At 39.6% G+C, this 19,873-nt stretch carries 23 protein-coding genes; 18 read left to right on the top strand and 5 right to left on the bottom strand.

Going from position 1 to position 19,873, the window contains the following annotated elements; translation table 11 throughout:
- The first annotated feature begins 124 nt into the window (after positions 1-124).
- The 5 genes from MOJ78_RS15610 (at position 125) to MOJ78_RS15590 (ending at position 5,007) form a co-directional block, all read left to right on the top strand.
- Complete coding sequence (locus MOJ78_RS15610) at positions 125-1,060, top strand: diacylglycerol/lipid kinase family protein (protein ID WP_304978257.1); 936 nt, start codon at positions 125-127, stop codon at positions 1,058-1,060.
- A gap of 224 nt (positions 1,061-1,284) precedes the next feature.
- Complete coding sequence (locus MOJ78_RS15605) at positions 1,285-2,073, top strand: phosphotransferase family protein (RefSeq protein ID WP_304978256.1); 789 nt, start codon at positions 1,285-1,287, stop codon at positions 2,071-2,073.
- 316 nt (positions 2,074-2,389) lie between these two features.
- Positions 2,390-3,726 (top strand): IS3 family transposase gene (locus MOJ78_RS15600; RefSeq protein ID WP_370529725.1). Its coding sequence is split into 2 segments (ribosomal slippage): positions 2,390-2,801 and positions 2,801-3,726, totalling 1,338 coding nucleotides; the frame shifts between segments, so codons are not numbered across the junction.
- A gap of 219 nt (positions 3,727-3,945) precedes the next feature.
- Positions 3,946-4,302, top strand: coding sequence for a hypothetical protein (locus tag MOJ78_RS15595; protein WP_304978254.1), 357 nt, complete (start codon positions 3,946-3,948; stop codon positions 4,300-4,302).
- A gap of 270 nt (positions 4,303-4,572) precedes the next feature.
- Positions 4,573-5,007: a cell wall hydrolase gene (locus MOJ78_RS15590; RefSeq protein ID WP_304978253.1), complete on the top strand. Its 435-nt coding sequence runs from the start codon at positions 4,573-4,575 to the stop codon at positions 5,005-5,007.
- Between the two features lie 80 nt (positions 5,008-5,087).
- On the opposite strand, the gene MOJ78_RS15585 is transcribed toward MOJ78_RS15590, so the two are convergent.
- Both MOJ78_RS15585 and MOJ78_RS15580 read right to left on the bottom strand, forming a co-directional pair.
- Positions 5,088-5,360: a YtzH-like family protein gene (locus MOJ78_RS15585; protein WP_304978252.1), complete on the bottom strand. Its 273-nt coding sequence runs from the start codon at positions 5,358-5,360 to the stop codon at positions 5,088-5,090.
- A 284-nt stretch (positions 5,361-5,644) separates the two neighbouring features.
- Positions 5,645-5,815, bottom strand: a complete 171-nt coding sequence (locus tag MOJ78_RS15580; RefSeq protein WP_304978251.1) for a hypothetical protein — start codon at positions 5,813-5,815, stop codon at positions 5,645-5,647.
- Between the two features lie 376 nt (positions 5,816-6,191).
- Between MOJ78_RS15580 and trmB the strand changes: the two genes are divergently transcribed.
- The 3 genes from trmB to MOJ78_RS15565 all read left to right on the top strand — a co-directional run bounded on the left by trmB (position 6,192) and on the right by MOJ78_RS15565 (position 8,483).
- Positions 6,192-6,836 (top strand): tRNA (guanosine(46)-N7)-methyltransferase TrmB, encoded by a 645-nt coding sequence (gene trmB, locus MOJ78_RS15575; protein WP_304978250.1) that lies wholly within the window; start codon positions 6,192-6,194, stop codon positions 6,834-6,836.
- Between the two features lie 79 nt (positions 6,837-6,915).
- The gene (locus tag MOJ78_RS15570; protein WP_304978249.1) at positions 6,916-7,758 is read left to right on the top strand and encodes a YtnP family quorum-quenching lactonase; all 843 of its coding nucleotides are present in this window, start codon (positions 6,916-6,918) and stop codon (positions 7,756-7,758) included.
- Between the two features lie 167 nt (positions 7,759-7,925).
- Entirely contained in the window at positions 7,926-8,483 is a 558-nt protein-coding gene (locus MOJ78_RS15565; RefSeq protein WP_304978248.1) for a hypothetical protein, read from the top strand.
- Between the two features lie 158 nt (positions 8,484-8,641).
- Here MOJ78_RS15565 and MOJ78_RS15560 read toward each other — a convergent pair whose 3' ends face one another.
- The gene (locus MOJ78_RS15560; protein WP_304978247.1) at positions 8,642-8,932 is read right to left on the bottom strand and encodes a PepSY domain-containing protein; all 291 of its coding nucleotides are present in this window, start codon (positions 8,930-8,932) and stop codon (positions 8,642-8,644) included.
- A 492-nt stretch (positions 8,933-9,424) separates the two neighbouring features.
- Here MOJ78_RS15560 and queD point away from each other — a divergent pair, with 492 nt between their 5' ends.
- From queD to MOJ78_RS15535, 5 genes are all read left to right on the top strand, one after another.
- Entirely contained in the window at positions 9,425-9,898 is a 474-nt protein-coding gene (gene queD, locus MOJ78_RS15555; protein ID WP_304978246.1) for a 6-carboxytetrahydropterin synthase QueD, read from the top strand.
- Positions 9,891-10,622 carry a 7-carboxy-7-deazaguanine synthase QueE gene (locus tag MOJ78_RS15550; protein ID WP_304978245.1) on the top strand — a complete coding sequence of 244 codons (732 nt, stop codon included), beginning with the start codon at positions 9,891-9,893 and terminating at the stop codon, positions 10,620-10,622. Before queD ends, MOJ78_RS15550 begins: the two co-directional genes overlap by 8 nt.
- Before the next feature lie 2 nt (positions 10,623-10,624).
- Positions 10,625-11,296 carry a 7-cyano-7-deazaguanine synthase QueC gene (gene queC, locus MOJ78_RS15545; protein WP_304978244.1) on the top strand — a complete coding sequence of 224 codons (672 nt, stop codon included), beginning with the start codon at positions 10,625-10,627 and terminating at the stop codon, positions 11,294-11,296.
- A gap of 79 nt (positions 11,297-11,375) precedes the next feature.
- On the top strand, positions 11,376-12,446 hold the full coding sequence (locus MOJ78_RS15540; RefSeq protein WP_304978243.1) for a M42 family metallopeptidase: 1,071 nt from the start codon (positions 11,376-11,378) through the stop codon (positions 12,444-12,446).
- A gap of 28 nt (positions 12,447-12,474) precedes the next feature.
- A complete protein-coding gene (locus MOJ78_RS15535; RefSeq protein ID WP_304981278.1) occupies positions 12,475-12,978 on the top strand; it encodes a DUF84 family protein in 504 nt (167 codons plus the stop codon).
- A 43-nt stretch (positions 12,979-13,021) separates the two neighbouring features.
- On the opposite strand, the gene MOJ78_RS15530 is transcribed toward MOJ78_RS15535, so the two are convergent.
- Positions 13,022-13,468: a YtoQ family protein gene (locus MOJ78_RS15530; protein ID WP_304978242.1), complete on the bottom strand. Its 447-nt coding sequence runs from the start codon at positions 13,466-13,468 to the stop codon at positions 13,022-13,024.
- Between the two features lie 140 nt (positions 13,469-13,608).
- Between MOJ78_RS15530 and mltG the strand changes: the two genes are divergently transcribed.
- Positions 13,609-14,613, top strand: a complete 1,005-nt coding sequence (mltG, locus tag MOJ78_RS15525) for an endolytic transglycosylase MltG (RefSeq protein WP_304978241.1) — start codon at positions 13,609-13,611, stop codon at positions 14,611-14,613.
- 185 nt (positions 14,614-14,798) lie between these two features.
- Here mltG and MOJ78_RS15520 read toward each other — a convergent pair whose 3' ends face one another.
- Positions 14,799-17,024: a methyl-accepting chemotaxis protein gene (locus MOJ78_RS15520; protein ID WP_304978240.1), complete on the bottom strand. Its 2,226-nt coding sequence runs from the start codon at positions 17,022-17,024 to the stop codon at positions 14,799-14,801.
- A gap of 435 nt (positions 17,025-17,459) precedes the next feature.
- Between MOJ78_RS15520 and MOJ78_RS15515 the strand changes: the two genes are divergently transcribed.
- The 4 genes from MOJ78_RS15515 (at position 17,460) to ytpR (ending at position 19,788) form a co-directional block, all read left to right on the top strand.
- Positions 17,460-17,792, top strand: coding sequence for a thioredoxin family protein (locus tag MOJ78_RS15515; RefSeq protein ID WP_304978239.1), 333 nt, complete (start codon positions 17,460-17,462; stop codon positions 17,790-17,792).
- 65 nt (positions 17,793-17,857) lie between these two features.
- Positions 17,858-18,271: a preQ(1) synthase gene (queF, locus tag MOJ78_RS15510; protein WP_304978238.1), complete on the top strand. Its 414-nt coding sequence runs from the start codon at positions 17,858-17,860 to the stop codon at positions 18,269-18,271.
- Positions 18,272-18,358: 87 nt separating this feature from the next.
- Positions 18,359-19,156 carry a DUF1444 domain-containing protein gene (locus tag MOJ78_RS15505; protein ID WP_304978237.1) on the top strand — a complete coding sequence of 266 codons (798 nt, stop codon included), beginning with the start codon at positions 18,359-18,361 and terminating at the stop codon, positions 19,154-19,156.
- 26 nt (positions 19,157-19,182) lie between these two features.
- Positions 19,183-19,788: a YtpR family tRNA-binding protein gene (ytpR, locus tag MOJ78_RS15500; protein WP_304978236.1), complete on the top strand. Its 606-nt coding sequence runs from the start codon at positions 19,183-19,185 to the stop codon at positions 19,786-19,788.
- The last annotated feature ends 85 nt before the right edge of the window (positions 19,789-19,873 follow it).

Below are 19,873 nucleotides of genomic sequence, written 5' to 3'. Positions count from 1 at the left end.
ATGAAATGTGGCCTGAATCAGACAGTTGTTTTCCAGGATAAAAATTCAATACAGTAATAGAGGAAATACGGTGCATTTTGTTGAAAAAGGTTAAAGATTACCGAAAAGAGAGTGGCCGACAAAAATGAAGAAACTTCTGATTTTCATCATCAATCCTTGTGCGGGGAATGGCCGGGGGACAAAGGTTTGGAAAAAGATTAAGCGTGAACTGCAACGGAAAAACGTTCATTTTCGAAGTTTCCTGACGGAACGACCTGGTCATGCAGAAGATCTTGCGAAGCAAATGGCACACATGCATCAGGACCATTTGAAAGGGATCATTGCAATCGGAGGAGATGGTACCGTCCATGAAGTGATCAACGGTCTCGTTCACCATGATCGAGTACCTGTAGGGTTCATATCAGCAGGCTCTGGAAATGACTTTGCAAGAGGATATCATATCCCGAAATCGCCAATAAAAGCGTTAAATCGAATATTGTCCTATCGTCCTATTCGCGTAAAGCGTTATGACCTTGGCGAGTACCGACTTGAAAAACGCAAGCATAAGCCTGGCTATTTCGCCAGTTCTCTAGGTGTAGGCTTTGATGGAGAAGTGACAAAGCAAACGAATCAATCAAAGTCGAAAGGATTATTCAACAAATTCGGACTCGGCACTCTTGCCTATGTTTATATGCTTCTAAAAGTTGCGATGACCTACAAGCCGTTTCACCTGGACCTTACAATCGATGGACGAGAATACCGATTTGAAGAGGTATGGTTTGCAACAACTACGAATATTGAGCACTTCGGTGGAGGGATGAAAATCAGCCCCGGTGCGAAGCCTAATGATGGGATACTGAATATTTGTATTGTACATAATTTGTCCCGTTCGAAGTTGTTTTTCTTATTTGGGACCGTGTTTTTCGGAATACATACAAAGCTGAAGGAAGTTGAGATGTTTACCGGAAAAGAAATTGAACTATCAACAATGGGGCCGGTCACTGTGCATGCCGATGGAGAGGTCATTGGTCAAAGTCCTGTCAACATTGAGGTTAAACAAAGTCGATCAATTATCATCTAGGGTTTTCCTATTTTGAATAATCGTAGAGTTATGCTACGAATTTATCGGGTTCTGTGTTAAAATATTGTATCTGTACTGTTTTTCTAAAACATCTTAGCATTTATTACATCATGTCGATACTATAAGTGTGGGGCAATAAGTTCAGACAGATTAACATTTGTCAGCATTTGATTCTTTTTGTACCTCCCTTTACAGGTAGAATGACGAAAACGAAGGTGAACACATTGAAACATATTCTTGGAAGCGGCTGGCAGGTCAAGCCTGCAGGCGGCGCAACCGGTGAAGCGTATATCGCTCAATTTGGAGAAGAAAAGATTTTCCTTAAACGGAATTCTTCACCTTTCCTTGCTGTTTTATCGGCAGAGGGCATAGTCCCAAAACTCCTATGGACAAAACGCTTGGAAAATGGCGATGTGATCACCGCACAACACTGGTTGGATGGCCGTGAATTGAAGGCTGCCGAAATGAGTAGGGATTTGGTTGCCAAATTACTATCCAAAATCCACCGTTCACAGGAGCTCGTTTCAATGATGCATCGGTTGGGCAAACATCCGGTGACACCTGCTGAAGTTGTAACTAAACTTGAAGATAAACTAGATAAGAACGATAAGTTCCGAAATGAAATACAACCATTTTTGCACTTTTTAAATACAAATGTCCAAAACGTTCATACCGATAATTATGTTGTCTGTCATGGTGATGTAAACCATAACAATTGGCTTTTGAATGATGAAGAACACTTGTTTTTGATTGATTGGGATGGGGCTGTCATTGCAGATCCCGCTCTTGATCTTGCGATGCTGCTATACTGGTATATCCCGAATCATGAATGGGAACAATGGCTCCACTCCTATGGAATTCAATTGACAAAGCCTCTTCAAGTTCGAATGCATTGGTACATTGTTGCCCAGACGATTGATTCTGTTTTCTGGCACATGGATCGCGGTCAAATTGAACAGGCTGATTATTGGGTGGATTATCTATCCCATTTGGATCAGTACATCTATCATTGAACACACAAGAGGGCTGCCTCAGGTCAAGCGGTTCTTAAATAATTCGCACATTTATACGCAAGAGATTTCGCAAATCGAAGTCTCTTGCGTTTTATACTGTTATGCAGTTTTCCAAAAAAGCCTTAAAATTCACATGCTGATTCGCAGGGTGTGAAATATAAACTGTGGTTATGAATTTAGACTTTCACATATTCGAGAAAAGGAAGCGTTGTCTAAGATAAACTGTACCCTGTAGAGTAGACACATTAAAAAAAGGTCTACTCTGCAGGGTCTTTTTGTGTACAATTAGAGTGAAAAATGGGATGGGAGAACACACATGAGTAAAAAATGCTTCACAAAAAAAGAGATCGAACTATTATCAAAAAATCCTTATGTTAAGTCCGTTACTTCAAAAGCCATCACCTATACTGATGAATTCAAGCAGCTGTTTATTGTTCAAAAGGAACGTGGGAAATTCTCTAGAGAGATTTTTGAAGAGTACGGGTTTGATACAGAGATTATTGGAACTAGACGTATTAAATGTTCTGCTGAAAGGTGGGGGAAAGCCTATCGTAAAAATGGAGCACTGGGACTTCAGGATGCAAGAAGAGGACAATCAGGAAGACCAAGGAAAAGAGAACTTTCCAATGAAGAAAAATATGCAAGGTTAGAGGCGGAAAATAATTTATTGAAAGCAGAGAACGAATTGCTAAAAAAGATAAAGTTCGCCGAAAGGGGGCTAAAGAAAAAGAACTGATCTTATCAGCTGATCAGAAGTTCGTCCTCATTCGATACATCATTGAGAAATATAAGTTAAAAAACATGATCACTTACCTTTGTAAATCTGCAGGCGTATCTCGTCAAGGCTACTATAACTATTTTTCAGCGAAACAAGTAAAGCGAAGAAGGGAAAAAGAGAAAAAGGATGAAGTTGTCCGGGATGTTATTCTCAAAGCCTTTCACTTTAAGAACCGTAAAAAAGGAGCCCGCCAAATTAAAATGATACTGGCAGGTCAATTTAATATTGTCTATAACCTTAAAAGAATCGGGAGAGTCATGAACAAGTATGGCATTGTATGTCCTATCCGGAGAGCGAATCCTTACAAGCGTATTATGAAAGCCACCCAGGAGCACAAAGTCGTTTCGAACCAGCTTAACAGAGAGTTCAAACAGGAAGTACCTTATAAGGTGCTGCTTACAGACATCACATATCTCTACTTCGGGAAAGGGGAAAGGGCTTATTTATCAACCATTATAGATGCCTCTACCAATGAAGTATTGGCCCATAATGTTTCGGATCGAATTACGCTCGACATCGCTATGGACACGCTTAAGAAGTTAAAGAAGAATAGGAAGGTTAAACTGGCTAAAGGAGCCTACATCCATTCTGATCAAGGGAGTCATTATACCAGCCCTGTATATCAAAAGTTGGTGAAGAAACATCGACTGGGCCAGTCCATGTCCAGAAGGGGGAATTGTTGGGACAACGCCCCACAGGAATCCTTTTTTGGTCATTTCAAAGATTTAGCTGAAATAAAATCCTGTAAAACACTGAAAGATCTTAAACGGGAAGTAAAAACTGCCATTAAATACTACAACTCCTATAGATACCAATGGAATATGAAAAAGATGACCCCCGTTCAATACAGAGATCATCTTCTTAACGCAGCCTAGCCTTTTTTAAAATTGTCCTTTACAAGGGGTACAGATTAAGAAGGGCTAAGCCTCTTTTTTTGTTTAATATCTAACTATTGCGCAGTTATGTTGAAGAAGAGGGTTTATCCACGAACTGGGGAAATGATTTGTTAAAATGTAATTATATTATAGTTAAGGAGTGGTATTATCAACAAAAAGACATTCTTTTACATATTTATTGTCGTAGGAATATTAGTGTTGCTTTATTTAATGACTAATACTTTTTGGGAACTACAAAAAGCGCTAGATAAAATGTATCAACCGCAAGTTCCTCTTTTAAAAATGAGTTTGTGGGCATTTTTATTTGGAATTTTGATTGAATGGAACGCCTTAAGAAATATTATGCAAGGCAATATAAAAGTAAATTGGCTGTTTATTCCTGCAATTTTCTTAGCGATTGTATGCTTTATTCCAAGGTTATACTGGAGCATTTGGTTTGGGGTAGCAAATCCATTTTACATCGAAATGTTCAAAATGGCTGAAATTCAGATACTACTTACTGCTTTGTCGGGTATTTTATTGGTCCGATCATTTAATAAAATGGTGTTAGAGTAGTGAGTTGTTATTATCGCTCAGTTTATCCTGATATTGGCTGCAAAATCCTTAGATATATCAGCTCCTGATGTCTCTCTTGTTCAATATGCGAGGGGGCAATAAATGAATATCAATTGGCTGGACTCATTTATTCTTTTATTCAAGACCGGGTTCAAGTTATGAAAAAAAATTTTAAAAGGTAAGGGAGTTTTTTAATAGATCGCTCTTTCTTTACATAAATAATGAAATTAAAATAGGCTCTTTTCATACAATACTTTTGAGGTGAAAAAAATGCCAAGAGTAAAATATACAAGTGCGGACGTTGACTTAATGGCTAGGATGATGAGAGCGGAAGCCGAAGGTGAAGGGAAACAAGGAATGTTGTATGTCGGAAATATAATTGTTAATCGTGGCGTAGCGGATTGTTTAGATTTTGCAAATGTAAGAACAATCCGAGAAGTCATCTATCAAGTGCAAGGAGGAAACTATTCTTTTGAAGCTGTTCAAAAGGGTAATGTATTTTATAACAGGGCGAGATCTGTTGAGAAAAGATTAGCAAGAAAGAATTTGGATTATTGGAGGCAACACCCAGCGAAGTATGGTCTTTGGTATTTTAATCCATACGGTCCATGTCCTCAGACATGGTTCGGTCAACCTTTTTCTGGTCAATTTAAAAATCATTGTTTTTATGAACCAGCAGCTGGAACATGTGCGAGTGTTTATTGAGGTGAAGCTTGCTCATTTTTAATTGTTTTGGTGATTTTTATTATTTCAAGCTAGAATCAGTTAAGCAGGTCATTCCTCTTTTAAGAATTTAATGTCGTCATCCATTGCATCAAGTGACCCTGATGACCTTGTATATGCCCATTAATTGATCCAGCTTGGTTGCCTTGCTGACTGTATGTATGTATGGATGACAACGTTTCTCTCAATTCGGGGGGAGTACTTGGATTTTGCAGTAATGAATTTGTAAGTCGTTCTAACTGCTGGCATTCTGACTGAGAACCACATTGATCGAGTTGGTGGGTTCTTAATATATCTGCAAGCAGAGTAAGCTGATCCTTTGTTTGTAATGGCATTAACGTATTCCCCTTCCGACACTTTTGTCATTAGGATGTGTCAATACCATTGCTTTATACAGTTATTTTTTGGCACCCCAGGTAAAAAGAATGGCGATTCCAATCAAAAGAACAAGTGGAGGAGCCCAAAAGATCAAAAAATTGTCCATTATCATTCACCTTCCTTTATCTTCTTCTATTTTCCCCAAACGAACATTTCAAATCAACAGTTTAAACAAAAAATGGGATGACCTCATTGAAAGTCAATCCCATTTTTTTGCAGCAAAAATTCTATATTCAATCTATTAAAATTGAGATGCGTATTTGATTTTTGTCTTTTGTGTACGTTTACTTTGCTTAAGTGCAATTCGTTCAATTGGATAAACAACAAGTGCATATCCAGCGAATATTCCGCTAAATACAGTCAGTACGGAAATTTCTGCTGTCTTTGATGCAGCTTTTTTTAGTAAGATCATGGTTTTGTTAAATTCACTCCTAATTTTTTATGAGGATGTTCAAAAAGCATTATATTCTTTTACTTTTTGAACTCACATTAATAAAGACAATTCTTAACCAAATACAATCATACCCTTGAAAGCGTTTACGACCCTAATGGAGTGAAACGGTATTTAATGTAATGTAAGAGCATGACATTACGTCAATGTACTTTAGAACACTTATATGAATAAATGCTCGATTATACGCTCATATACTCTCTTATTCAAGGGATAGGTGGATGATTTTAACAATTACGTGTCAAAATGCTGGTAAAAATAAGACGTTGTAACAAGTTCATCAAATCATGGTAAAATGACAAAGGCAAAAACAATCGTAGAGAAAGGGTAGTATTAGATGAGACTTAGAAACAAGCCATGGGCACAAGAAAAAATAGATCACCATTCAAATATTGTCGTCGCCGACCCTGAAAAGTGGCAAGGAAAATGGAGAGAGGTTTTCGGAAACGATAATCCGATTCATATTGAAGTTGGCACAGGGAAGGGACAGTTTATTTGTGGAATGGCACAACGTAATCCTGATATCAATTTTATAGGCATTGAGCGTCAAAAAAGTATCATTGTTTCGGCTATTGATAGAGTAAGCGATACGGAATTAAGTAATGTTCACCTTATGAATGTGAATGCGGTAAACCTGAGGGACTATTTTAAGAAAAACGAGGTTCATAGAGTTTATCTGAACTTTTCCGATCCGTGGCCCAAAAACCGACATGACAAGCGGCGGTTGACCTATGCAACGTTTTTAAAAGCCTATGAAGAAATTGTAATCCCGAACGGTGAAGTTCATTTGAAAACGGATAATCAATCCTTATTCGAATATTCCCTATATAGCTTTTCAAAATACGGCATGCTGATCAATAATGTCAGCCTTGATCTACACAATAGTGATTTTGAGGGAAATGTCATGACAGAGTATGAAGAAAAGTTTTCTGCACTAGGTAATCGTATCTATCGTTGTGAAGCGGTATTCAGAAACAAATGATGTAAACGAACCACTCTCAGAAATATCAATCCATATGCTACAATGGGATAAAAGAGAACAAAACAAGGAGTGGTCAAGCATGGAAACGCTTCAAATTGGTGATAACAAACTGCACTGGTTAAATGGCGGAGTAACCCATATGGATGGAGGCGCAATGTTTGGGGTTGTGCCAAAGCCCCTTTGGGAGAATAAGTACCCGCACAATGAAAAGAACCAAATCGAGTTACGATCAGATCCGATATTCTTTCAGTATGAGGGGAAAAACATATTGATCGAATCCGGTATCGGAAACGATAAATTTAATGAAAAACAAATCAGAAATTACGGCATAACAGAACAGTCCAGTATTGATAAGGAATTGGAAAAACTAGACCTTACAACGGATGACATCGATATCGTATTGATGACACATCTCCATTTCGATCATGCTTGTGGTTTGACCAAGCCTAATGGGGATAAGTTCGGTTCAACATTTAAAAATGCAATCATTTATACTTCCGAAACGGAATGGAATGAGATGCGAAATCCGAACATTCGCTCCAAAAATACTTATTGGGAGATGAATTGGAAAGGAATCGAGTCACAAATTCAAACGTTTAAAGAAGAGGTTGAGGTTCTTCCGGGTTTGAAGATGGTGCATACTGGCGGACATAGTGACGGCCATTCAATTTTACAGTTTACTCAAGAAAATGAATCCTATGTTCATATGGCAGATTTGATGCCGACTCATGCCCACTTGAATGCACTGTGGGTACTTGCCTATGACGATTATCCGATGACTTCGATCGCCCAAAAGCAAAAATGGATAAGCAAAGCGATCTCGGACGGGGCATGGTTCACCTTTTATCACGATGCCATCTATCGAGCTGTTAAGTTTAATAGTAATGGTGAGATTACGGATTCGGTGAAGCGGCAACGTTAATTGACGAAGACACGAATAAACAACATGTAAGAAACTGGATGATAAAAAACGTCACATAATTTATGAAAACCTGTTACAATTACCATAGATTTTGACAGTAATAATAGTGTAATATATTAATTGGCTCATAGAGGATTACTTATATATGTCAGGGAGGGTATACCGAAATGAAAAAACAACTTACAGCCATTATCATGGTTCTTACATTACTATTTACAGGAGCGGCGAATGTTTATGCTGCTGAAGCGCCTGAAGGTATGGAGAAAGCGACTAAGGAGTTCCTTAAAGAGGAATATTATGATTATAAGAGTGACACATTGGATTTGAATTCCGATACTTTTCAGAAATTCGTAGTGGAAACACCAGCTGAGGAAGGGAAAGAGTCGAAAGAGATTACAATCTATGCAGCTCTAGCAGATTTCCAAACTGTACGTGATAATATTTTCACGTTTGATCGCAAGGAAACTGTATATTTCAATGCAACAGATGGAGTTATGATGACTTCTACAGAAATTGCAGCACTAAATGATAAATCGTTGAGTGCCTATAAAGATCAATTCGAGCATTTAGGTAAAAAAATGAATCTTGGCTGGATCCTATTCCTTCATTCATTGTTGCTCATCGTTCCTGCTTATTTCGTGTTTGTATGGGGGAACCAAGTTTATTCTATAACTCGCTTTACAATTAAAAATAACCTATACAACCAACATCATACATTTAACTAAGGGTAACAATACGATATAAATGTGAAATAAGAAGGGGTTGACTAAGGTACGGTCAGGTTCACCCTCCGATTAGCTTGGAGGTGCCTTACACTGTCATCGGTCAACCTCTTCTTTCATTGCACGTAAAGAAAGTTAATAAGGTGTTTTCGCTTTTCGGTTCAGTTAGAGGGGCTCAGTTCGAGAATCGCGCCAGTTTCAGCATCTACGGTAAATTCATAGTGTTGGTCAAGGCATGTTAATCCACCTTTATACACGTTATAATCAAGTTCATTCAGAGCGATGGTTTCCTTGGTTGTATATATCCAGGAGCCGTCTATCTTTTCTGGAAACTTCTGTTTAACTTTTTTCAATGCAAGCTCGGGTGAAACCGATCGTTCAGACACTTGCTTTGTAATGAAAACACCTGCGATAAAACCGATTGCAGTACCAAGTAAAGTTGACGTCTTCAAACAGAAAACTCCTTTCAGAGGGTTATCGAACATAGGCTTAGCTTCAAAAAGTCGACAAATCTGGATTTGTCGTTTATACTTTGGTTACTTTTGAACAACTCTTTACACGTTAGGAAGTATAACTTTTCAGCAATAAAGGTAAATCGACGTTGTAGAAAAGTTTAAGTCCTAAGTATAAGTGCAACTAAGGATCAGCCGACGCTATGCTTGGCTGATCCAAGTTTTCTTAATTATTATAACAGAATATTTTATTGAGGGTTCGAAATTCCCACCCCTCGAAAAACAAAACTAGGGAGCATGAATAATTAAATTAAGCTTATTTATTCAAGAACTGGCTCTTCAGAGAGTCTGTTTGCTCTACTAGTATGCATATCGGTATAGATCGATGTGCAGCAAGTGACATGGAGGAAACGGCTGTCTGTAAATAGAGGTCAGTTCTTTTTTTCGTGAACGATACAAATTCGATTTTTAAAATGAAGGAGGAGGTCAATTATGGACTTTCAAATACCGAAACGTGTGGAACAGATTGACCGGGATATCCAACGGAATGAGCTGAAATATCACAACAAGCGTGTCGCTGTTGTAAAGGAGTTTACGTTTGATGCTGCTCATCACCTTCACTGCTATGAAGGAAAATGTAAAAGCTTGCACGGACATACGTATAAGCTCGTCATTTCCATTAGCGGCTATGTAAATGAGATCGGAATAACCGTTGACTTCGGAGCCATCAAAGAAATGTTTAAAAAAGAAATCGATTCCCGCTTGGATCACCGTTATCTGAATGAGGTTCTTCCAAACATGAATACGACCGCAGAAAATATGGTCGTCTGGATTTGGGAACAACTGGATGAGCATTTAAATACAAACGGATATAAAGCAAAAGGAACACGCTTGGAAGAATTAAAGCTTTTTGAAACACCGACAAGCTATGCAATTTTAAAACGAGAGTGGATGGAAAATGAGTAGAGAGTGGACGATACCTGATCAAACTGAATATTACGAATGGAAGCTTCCGATGGTCGAAATTTTCGAAACCGTTGAAGGTGAAGGGAACATGGCTGGTTTTCCGACTGTTTTTGTCCGGGTGTTCCATTGTAACCTCAGATGTTCCTGGTGTGACACGGATTATAGCTATGCACCTTCGAAACATGAGTTTGAAGCAACAATCGAAGAAATCATTGAACGTATAAAGGAATTTTCAAGCCGACGAATTTGTTTTACCGGTGGTGAGCCGCTAATCCATCGTGAAAAATCGGCCGCTTTACTTTTGGCGATGTGTGACCTTGATCACATCCAGGACATTCACATCGAAACAAATGGTGCCATTGATTTAAAACCTTTTGAAAAGTTACGCAATGCATATAAAGAAGTCAGAAAGAAAGCTCGATTTATCATGGATTATAAACTTCCGGATTCAGGAGAGATGGAGCGGATGATCTATTCGAACTTTGATTTGCTTCAACCACAAGACGAAATCAAGTTTGTAATTGGCAGCGATGAAGACTTTGAAATCGCAACCTCTGTCGTCAATAATCATCATAAGCTGGGGCAAGTTTTATACAGCCCAGTTTGGGAAACAATGCCCCCGGACAAGCTTGTAGAAAAGATACTAGCTGAGCCTCTTCCGGAAGTGAAATTAAGTCTGCAAATGCATAAAATCATATGGGATCCAAACAAAAGGGGGGTTTAGCAGTGAAAAAAGCAGTAGTCGTATTAAGTGGTGGCCTAGATAGCACGACCTGTATGGGGATAGCAAAGGAAAAGGGCTACTCACTTTATCCCATTACATTCCATTACGGTCAAAGACATAATCGCGAGGTCGAACAGGCAAAAAAAGTTGCAGGCCATTATCATGCGCCCGACCACCGCATTGTCAACGTCAGTTTTTTACAGCAAATTGGGGGCAGTGCATTAACAGATGAATCGATAGAGGTTAGGAAGGATGGCGATGAAGACGAAATCCCTTCAACCTACGTTCCTGCAAGAAACATGATTTTCTTAGCGTTGGCAAGTGCTTATGCAGAAGTCATTGGTGCAGAGGCGATTTATATTGGTGTGTCTGCAGTTGATTACAGTGGCTATCCGGACTGCCGGCCTGAATTCATTAAAAGCATGAGTGAAACTGTCAATCTCGCAACAAAAGCTGGGACGACAGGTGAGAATTTTCAAATTGAGGCACCACTAATGCACCTTACGAAAAAAGAAACAATCGAAGAGGGCGTCAGGTTGAATGTTCCGTATGAATTAACAACTTCGTGTTACATTGGTGAGGAAGTCGCTTGTGGTGAATGTGACAGCTGTCGATTAAGATTGAAGGGGTTTGAGGAAGCAGGTAAGAAAGACCCGATTCAATATGTGAGGTAAGTCAGGAAATAGCGGAACACAAAAACTTACGTTACAATAGTGAATGTGAGAAATATTCTGGCAAATGAAAGGAGAAACGATGAAAGAAGAAACTTTAAAGCTATTTCAAACATTGACGGAACTACAAGGAGCCCCTGGATTCGAACATGAAGTTCGTAAGTTCGTCCGGTCAGAACTTGAGTCGGTTTCTGATGAACTTATTCAGGATGGACTTGGGAGTGTATTTGGGGTGAAGAAGGGCGAGGAAAACAGCCCTAAAATAATGGTCGCTGGACATATGGACGAAGTCGGTTTCATGGTTACAAAAATCACGCCTAATGGAATGCTTAAGTTCGAAACATTAGGGGGCTGGTGGAGTCAAGTGTTGTTAGCCCAACGCGTTCAGGTCATGACCGATAACGGACCTGTAATCGGTGTAATCGGTTCGACGCCTCCACATCTACTTGAAGAATCACAGCGCTCGAAACCAATGCCGATGAAGGAAATGTACATTGACATCGGAGCGGATGATCGGGATGATGCTAAGGCAATCGGCGTTCGCCCAGGACAACAAATTGTTCCTGTTTGCCCGTTTACACCGATGGCTAACAAGAAAAAAATTCTTGCAAAGGCATGGGACAACCGTTACGGAGTCGGTTTAGCTATCGAGCTTATGAAGGAATTGAAGGATACAACAATTCCGAATAATTTGTATTCTGGTGCGACGGTTCAGGAGGAAGTCGGTTTAAGAGGATCGAAAACGGCTGCCAACCTGATTCAACCTGATCTCTTTTTTGCGCTTGATGCAAGTCCTGCGAATGATTCGCTTGGTGATAAGGAAGCGTTTGGCCAGCTTGGACAAGGTGCGTTGCTGCGGATTCTTGACCGTACGATGATAACCCATAAAGGAATGAGAGAGTTTATTCTCGATACAGCGGAATCGAATGATATTCCATATCAGTACTTCATTTCTCAAGGCGGAACAGATGCCGGAAGTGTACATATATCAAATACTGGTGTTCCTTCAGCAGTAATCGGGATTTGTTCCCGCTATATTCACACTCCTGCGTCAATGATCCATGTCGATGATTATGCAGCTGCAAAAGAGCTCTTGGTGAAATTGGTTAAGCAATCTGACCGATCAACTGTAGATCAGATTATCCATTCTTAGTTTTTTACGAACATGGGGGGATCGTATGCTGAAGGTAGCAGTTGGTTCAAAAAACCCTGCCAAAATCCGTGCAGTCGAGAAAGTGACAAATAAACTTGGTTGGACGATCGAGGCAATTGATACGCCCTCATTGGTTTCTGAACAACCCTTTTCGGACTCTGAAACACGTCAAGGGGCTCTTAATAGGGCATCAGCCTGTATTCCAAACGGTTATGATATCGGATTAGGATTAGAAGGCGGTGTAGTCGATACCGAGGTTGGCATGTTCCTCTGTAACTGGGGTGCCTTAGTGACTCGAGGAAGAACGAATTTTGTAGCGAGTGGTGCTAAGATTCTATTGCCAACGGAAATCGCGGAGCCTGTTCGGAGCGGAAGAGAGCTCGGAGATGTGATGGCCGATTATACGGATAAGAAGGATGTACGGAAAAAGGAGGGTGCTATAGGCATTTTTACAGATGGTTGGGTAACGAGAGACGAGATGTTTGCCCATGTTGTAAAATTGCTTGTAGGCCAGTATCAGTTTTCGAAATAACCATACATAAAGAGGGGGATGACCCCCCTCTTTTTTCTATGCTCTAATTTGCTTCAAATACATAGGAAAGTGCTTGAATGGCTTGATCAACGTTATCTACGGTTACTGTTGCCCTGTTCGATAACTCTTTTAATGGGTGATGCAAGGATTCTGGGCGAACAAGCACTAATGGTTTTTGTAATGAAAGTGCTGTTGAAGCGTCCACAGCTGTATTCCACTGCTTGTACTTTTCTCCAAACAACGCTACCACTACATCTGCTTTTGAAAGCAAAATTTGTGTTCTTAAATTGTTAAAGTCAGAAGCTTTGTCATCTTTAAATACCTTATTCGGTTGTTCCCCTAGAATCTCTTCACCAATGTCATCAGATCGGCCATGATTGGTCATCGGGCCAACAAAGGTTAATGGCAGGTTCTTTTCTTCAGCTTTTTGCTTTACCTCTTCACGCCAGTTGTCATGGATTTGTCCGGCTAGGTATACGGTTAGGTTCATCGTAACCCCTCCACTTGTATTATTATATATTCTCATACTATCATGAATCTCCAAAAAGCGAACGTTGAAAGGCTTTGTGAATGATAGGTTTGATTCATGGGAAGGCTGATAGTTGAATCTAGAAGTGAAGAGGATTGCTTATGAATAGAAAAAGAATTGTATTACTTTCTCTCGTTTTGTTTTTTACAGCGGTATTGGCCTGGTTCATTTATGAGCTTACACCATTATCGAACGACAAAGAGAGGACAATACGAGTTGAAGAAGGGGAGAGTTTAGTAAATGTTGCTGATACCCTAGAGAAAAAGGGTTTAATCAAGAACAAAACCTTTTTTATTATCTTCGGAAAAGTAAAGGGCTTTGCTAATCAAATTAAGCCTGGGGAACATCTAGTATCTGGCAGCCTGACTTATTCTGAAATATATGAAGAACTGGTCACTTCACATGTTAAAAAAGGAGTCAAAGTTGTCATTCCTGAAGGATTTACGGTTGAACAAATAGCCGAACGACTAGACAAAAAGGGAATAACAAACAAGGAATCATTTTTAAAAATGGCAAAAACGGGCAAGGAAATTTCACATCCAATCATCAAAAAAACCAGTGGCCAAAAGGAAGTCACGTATATACTGGAAGGTTATTTATTTCCGGATACGTATTATTTCGAAAAAGGAACGGCGCCAAAAGAGGTCATCGGTAAAATGTTAACTCAGTTCCAAGAGGTCAAAGATCAGCTCGATTTACCTAATGAGCTGAACCTTCATGATTGGGTTACATTAGCTTCGATTGTTGAAAGGGAAGCAGTGGTCGCAAGCGAGAGGCCGATCATCGCTGGGGTTTTCAAAAACAGGATAGAGGATGAATGGAAGCTGCAGTCTTGTGCCACCGTTCAATACGTGTTGGATAAACCGAAAGAGCGGCTATTGTTTGAGGATCTGGAGGTGAAGAGCCCATATAATACGTATTTGAATAAAGGACTCCCGCCCGGACCAATCAGTAATCCGGGAAAAGCGTCATTGAAAGCAGTAATAAATGCAAAACAGCATGATTACTATTTCTTTGTCGTTAAAGGTGACGGATCGGGTGAACACCATTTCTCCGAATCGTTTAAAGAACATCAGAAATACACAAGCCATGAAGGAAACTGGTGAATGAATATAAGTGGGCATTTTTTCCTTGACTGAGGACAAAAAACCGTAGATTAGCGTAAAAGTGTCCTTCTCAGAAGCTTCGTACGAGGGTAGTGCCCGCATTTTTGGCTGATTACATTATTATTCTCTAACACACAAAAGCCTGAGTGGAAAATGTCCACCCAGGCTTTAATAATTTTAACTTATTAAAATCTGAACTTTGTATCACTATCATCTTCAGGCTTTTGTTCGTAATCCGATTCCTCGTGTTCCTCATCTATGTTTTGTTCGTACGTATCATAATCATCCGATTCATTATCTTCAGCTGCAGCAGCTTCATCATAGAGATACTCATCTTCACGATGTTCCTCCAACAAATCAGAGTTGTCTCCCTTTAACTCCTCATCGTTATCGATTAAAGGCTTATCATCAAGCAAACGTTCATCCTCAATGATCTCGCCGATCAAATTGAACTGGTTTACCTCTTCCTGAAGCAATAGTGCAATTTGTTGAAGCTCATTAGCCGCGTGATTGACTTCACCAATCGCTTCTTTTTGGTGGACACTCGAAGCACTTACTTGTTCTGACGCTGCGACTGACTCTTGCGATATTGCACTTACTTCCTGCAGCTTTTCGGTTAGTGCAATGTTAGAAGACTGTACATCACTGATCGTTTTTCGAGCCAATTGTATTCGTTGATTGATTCCTGTTACATTATCAACGATCTTTGTAAATGCCTGTTTTGTACGTTGAACAGAAGTTTCTTGTTCTGTTCGATAATGGTCAAATTGAGTTGCTTCCTTAGCGAGATTTTCCATCTGTTCAGACATTAATGCAATCAGGCCGTAAATGTTCTGTGCTTCCGACTTCGAACGTTCTGCAAGCTTCCGAACCTCTTGAGCGACTACTGCAAAACCTCGACCTGCATCGCCAGCACGTGCTGATTCTATTGCGGCATTCAGCGCAAGCAAATCGGTACTTCCGGCAATATCTTTAATTGTATCAACAATGGACCCGATTTGTTGAGAATGCTGATTTGCTTCCTGTACTTGATGGATAAGGTGGTTTGCTAGTTTAAGGAACTCATTTGAACTTTGATCAAGCTGTGCAACAACCTTAAGTCCCTCTTTTCCTTCTTCCATTGTTTCATGTGAATCTTCACTGATTTGTACATTGTGTTCGGCGGTTTCGTCAATTGATTGAGTAACCGTTTCAATAAGTTGTGTACTTTCCTGAAGGTGATCCGCTTGTGCTTGTGCTCCTGCTGAAACCTGTTGAATGGCATCATTGACTTCCTCAGTTTGTGCGGTTGTCTCTTCTGAAATGGCAGCTAAATGCTGGGAGGATGAAGAAAGCTGGACGGATGCCGTCTGGACTTCCTGCATTGCACGTTGCACCTTATCTGCCATTAAGTTAAACGTTGAAGCTAGTTCACCCATCTCATCGTTTTGATCGACGCTTACGCGATGACCTAGGTTACCTTCACCAATAATAGTGGCACCTTCTTTTAAGCTTGTAATTGAAGATGTGATTGTACGTGTGAGCCAGAATCCAAGAAAGATCATTGCAGCGATTATAACAGAGCTTAATATAATCAATACCCATAATAGAATCGACCCAAAACGTTCCTGGTCTGCACTTAAGTCCTCTGTAACACTAATGATGTTCTTTTCAACTGTTTCGATGGATTGTCCAAGGTTAAGACCAATTTCTCCAAATTGGACGACGGAGCTCTCAATCTGCCCTCTATAACCTTTCACTGTATCCAAAGAACTTGTGTAACCGAGAAAATCAGAGCTGAAAGCACTTTTGTCTCCAGCAGGGATTTCACTTGATTTAACGGCATCTTTCAGCTTTGCAGCTTGATCGTTAAATCGGTTTTGATCGGTGGTGGTACCAGTTAAAAATAATTGTTTTTCAAGTATTCTTAGCTCGTAAAATTCTGCTAACAGACTTCTATTTGCTGATGCTAGTACCTTTTCTAATTCATTTGCTCGCTCATTTAATATACCTTGCATACTATCTATGTCACTTACGAGTGTTGATGTATCCGCGAAGGCATTCTCATATGTTGTGATATCCTTTGATACTTTATCGAACGCCTTAGAGAAATCACCATTCTGTTTTTTCAGAGCCTCGATATCTTTCTTCAAGTCAGAAATTTTTGTTGTGATTTCTTGTGAAACACCCTTATTTGTAGTTCGTAAATACTCCTGTTCAAGCTTTCGTATGTAAGAAAAATCCTCGCCAAGTGTAATTGTACCGGTTGTTAAATTTTGCAAATTTTCCTGTTTATCGCTCATATTCCCTGTCATGATCACATAAAACATGGTAAACGCGAATAAAAGGACTAGCCCGATTACGGCCATTGCAAGCATAAGGCGAACCTTATTTTTAATCGATAAATCCAGTTTTTTCAACTTCTCTAACATCCCTTTTCCCCCTTATTTCCTGCTGCTTTAATATTGCCTAACCGCTTAACCCTGATGTGTTTCTTTACATATCTAATGACGGATTCATAAAGAAAATAGCTTTCGACGGTTAGAATAGCCAGACCAATTCCTATACTTTTATTATCGTAGTATGGAAGAAAATCTTAACCTATTTTTAGATAGAAATTCATAAAAAATTGGCTGCTGTTGTGGAATAGGTATAATTGACTATGATTAAAGGACATTTAATTTCATAACTATAGGACTATTATCATCACTAAGTATTGGATTGAAAACGATTCTTTTATGGGACTTCATTGGACCGAGCGTCATCTCTTTAGTATTATCAATATTAATGAGGAAAGAGTTTGGAAATATGAAAATTGACTACTGATCCTTATTAATTAATACAATGATTATCTTGGAGGTCATAAGATGAAAACGATAAAAAACAGACAAGAGTTTGAAGAAGCAATTCAATCGGATGATGTGATTTTGATGTTCTCTGCAGACTGGTGCCCAGATTGTGTTGTTATTAAGCCGGTAATGCCTGAAGTTGAGAATAACTATCCAAGCTTTCAATTTTTCTATGTTGACCGCGATGAACACATTGAACTTTGTCAGGATATGGATATTTTTGGAATCCCAAGCTTTATCGGTTTCCAAAACGGTAAGGAGATCGGGAGGCTTGTGAACAAGGATCGAAAGACGCAGGAGCAGGTTGAAAACTTTATTGATTCACTTGCTCAAAGCCGTGACTTTTCTTGATATGGGTGGTAAAATTGAACATTGGAGATCCACTGATCCAAGCAAGAAAAGAAAGGGTGAGCTAAGTGGCAAAAGTAGATGTCGACCACAGCAAATACGAAGGAATACGTTTTGATATTGAGAATGAAGAGGTAATCCTTGTAAATATATTAGAAACAATCCCATACGAATATGTTGGTAAGGACACACTTGTAACGATTCCGACAAATGAATTTACATCGGTATGTCCATGGTCAGGTCTTCCTGATTTTGCGGAAATCAGCATTAGTTATGTACCGAACGAAAAGCTTGTGGAAATGAAGTCTTTAAAATATTACCTTACATCTTACCGAAATGTCGGGATCTATCAGGAGCATGCAACCAATCGTATGCTTGAAGATCTCGTTAATCTATTGGATCCAAAAGAAATGAAGATAACCGCAATCTGGAACGCGCGTGGCGGTTTAGGAACAGAGGTTGTCGCTGAATATACTAAGTAAGGTAGTGGGGGATGCTAATGTGTCATCCCCTTTTTGCACGTTTTAAAAGTCATACTTAAATGTTAGCAACTTGAAGGAGGGGCTCGTTTGGAACCGGTTGAATTGAAGCGAATTCTTGTAGGAAAACTTGAGACACCAGAACGATCTCTGCACTATGATGCGAAAGAAAAGACACTTCGAATTGAAGAAAAGTCAACAGGAAAGGGAATTACACTCTCGCTTCCTGGTTTAACGGCAAAATATGAACAACGAAAAGAAGCTGCGATAGACGAAATTGTTTATCATGTGAATGAAGTCTTCACTGTAATGAACCACGACCAATCGCTTGATGAGCATCAACGGGCTATTTTTCCTGTCATCCGTTCAACATCATTCCCAACTGAAAATAACGGAGATACGCTTATCTATGAGGAGCATACAGCTGAAACAAGAATATATTATGCGCAGGATCTTGGGAAATCGTACCGCCTCGTAACCGAGAATATGCTTGTAAAAGAAGGATGGAACCTGAATCAATTAAGGGAGATCGGGCGGTTTAACCTGCGATCATTAGAGGATTCCATGAAAAAAGATATCGTTGCAGGAAACACGTTTTATTTTATTAACAGGAATGACGGTTATGATGCTAGTCGAATTCTTAAGCAACAATTACTTGATGATATGAAACGAAACGCAAAAGGGGCACTTGCTGTTGCGGTTCCACATCAAGACGTATTGATTTTTGCCGATATAGAAAACGAACAAGGCTATGATATCCTTGGACAAATGGCCATGCATTTTTTCACGAACGGACGTGTACCAATTACAGCATTACCGTTTTTATATGAAGATGGTGAACTTGAGCCGATATTCATCCTAGCAAAAAACAAGCCAAAAGACGATTGATTCGACAGATGAAAGGAGCAAGCTCGATGTTAAATGTATACTATAACCCTGATGGTGTCGGAGATGTTTTATTTGTTTCGGTAAATGGAGATGAAATTAAGGAACGGGATTACACACAAACAGGTGATGTCGTACGTATTTACGATCGCCAGGATAGCCGAACTTTTGGTTTTAATATATTTAATGCTACAAAGCATTTTGACCTTGAAGGAAACGGTGTTATCGACGTGACTGAGGAACTGGTCCAATCAATTAACACCTTGCTAAAAGAAAATGATTTAGATGAAACGTTGGAATTTGATTCGCGACCACTGTTTATTGTTGGGCACGTAGAGTCTAAAGAGAAACACCCAGACGCAGACAAGCTAAGTATTTGTCATGTGAATATAGGAGATGAAACGCTTCAAATTGTTTGTGGTGCGCCGAACGTTGATAAGGGTCAAAAGGTTGTAGTCGCAAGAGTCGGTGCAGTGATGCCAGGCGGATTATTAATAAAAGAAGCCGAGTTGCGCGGAGTGCCTTCCTCTGGAATGATTTGTTCAGCGAAGGAACTGAATCTTCCAAACGCACCAACCGAGAAGGGGATCCTTGTTCTTGAGGATACCTATCAGGTAGGATCTGAGTTTAACTAGAGAACGAAAGAAGTACATTCATTTTGACGAACAACCATGGGGTCACCTCTGGTTGTTTTCTACTATGTATTTGTCTTAAGTCAGG

Origin of the sequence: Alkalihalobacillus sp. AL-G (assembly GCF_030643805.1) — a bacterium.
In the GTDB taxonomy this organism is placed as follows: Bacteria; Bacillota; Bacilli; order Bacillales; family Fictibacillaceae; genus Pseudalkalibacillus.
Note: the sequence above shows the minus strand (reverse complement) of the source record. Positions and strands in the feature narration are given on the sequence as shown.

Coding starts and splice junctions, on each gene's coding strand:
- MOJ78_RS15610 (WP_304978257.1), top strand. CDS start 125: ATGAAGAAACTTCTGATTTTCATCATCAATCCTTGTGCGGGGAATGGC.
- MOJ78_RS15590 (WP_304978253.1), top strand. CDS start 4,573: ATGCCAAGAGTAAAATATACAAGTGCGGACGTTGACTTAATGGCTAGG.
- MOJ78_RS15585 (WP_304978252.1), bottom strand. CDS start 5,360: ATGCCATTACAAACAAAGGATCAGCTTACTCTGCTTGCAGATATATTA.
- MOJ78_RS15580 (WP_304978251.1), bottom strand. CDS start 5,815: ATGATCTTACTAAAAAAAGCTGCATCAAAGACAGCAGAAATTTCCGTA.
- trmB (WP_304978250.1), top strand. CDS start 6,192: ATGAGACTTAGAAACAAGCCATGGGCACAAGAAAAAATAGATCACCAT.
- MOJ78_RS15570 (WP_304978249.1), top strand. CDS start 6,916: ATGGAAACGCTTCAAATTGGTGATAACAAACTGCACTGGTTAAATGGC.
- MOJ78_RS15565 (WP_304978248.1), top strand. CDS start 7,926: ATGAAAAAACAACTTACAGCCATTATCATGGTTCTTACATTACTATTT.
- queD (WP_304978246.1), top strand. CDS start 9,425: ATGGACTTTCAAATACCGAAACGTGTGGAACAGATTGACCGGGATATC.
- MOJ78_RS15550 (WP_304978245.1), top strand. CDS start 9,891: ATGAGTAGAGAGTGGACGATACCTGATCAAACTGAATATTACGAATGG.
- MOJ78_RS15540 (WP_304978243.1), top strand. CDS start 11,376: ATGAAAGAAGAAACTTTAAAGCTATTTCAAACATTGACGGAACTACAA.
- MOJ78_RS15530 (WP_304978242.1), bottom strand. CDS start 13,468: ATGAACCTAACCGTATACCTAGCCGGACAAATCCATGACAACTGGCGT.
- mltG (WP_304978241.1), top strand. CDS start 13,609: ATGAATAGAAAAAGAATTGTATTACTTTCTCTCGTTTTGTTTTTTACA.
- MOJ78_RS15520 (WP_304978240.1), bottom strand. CDS start 17,024: ATGTTAGAGAAGTTGAAAAAACTGGATTTATCGATTAAAAATAAGGTT.
- MOJ78_RS15515 (WP_304978239.1), top strand. CDS start 17,460: ATGAAAACGATAAAAAACAGACAAGAGTTTGAAGAAGCAATTCAATCG.
- ytpR (WP_304978236.1), top strand. CDS start 19,183: ATGTTAAATGTATACTATAACCCTGATGGTGTCGGAGATGTTTTATTT.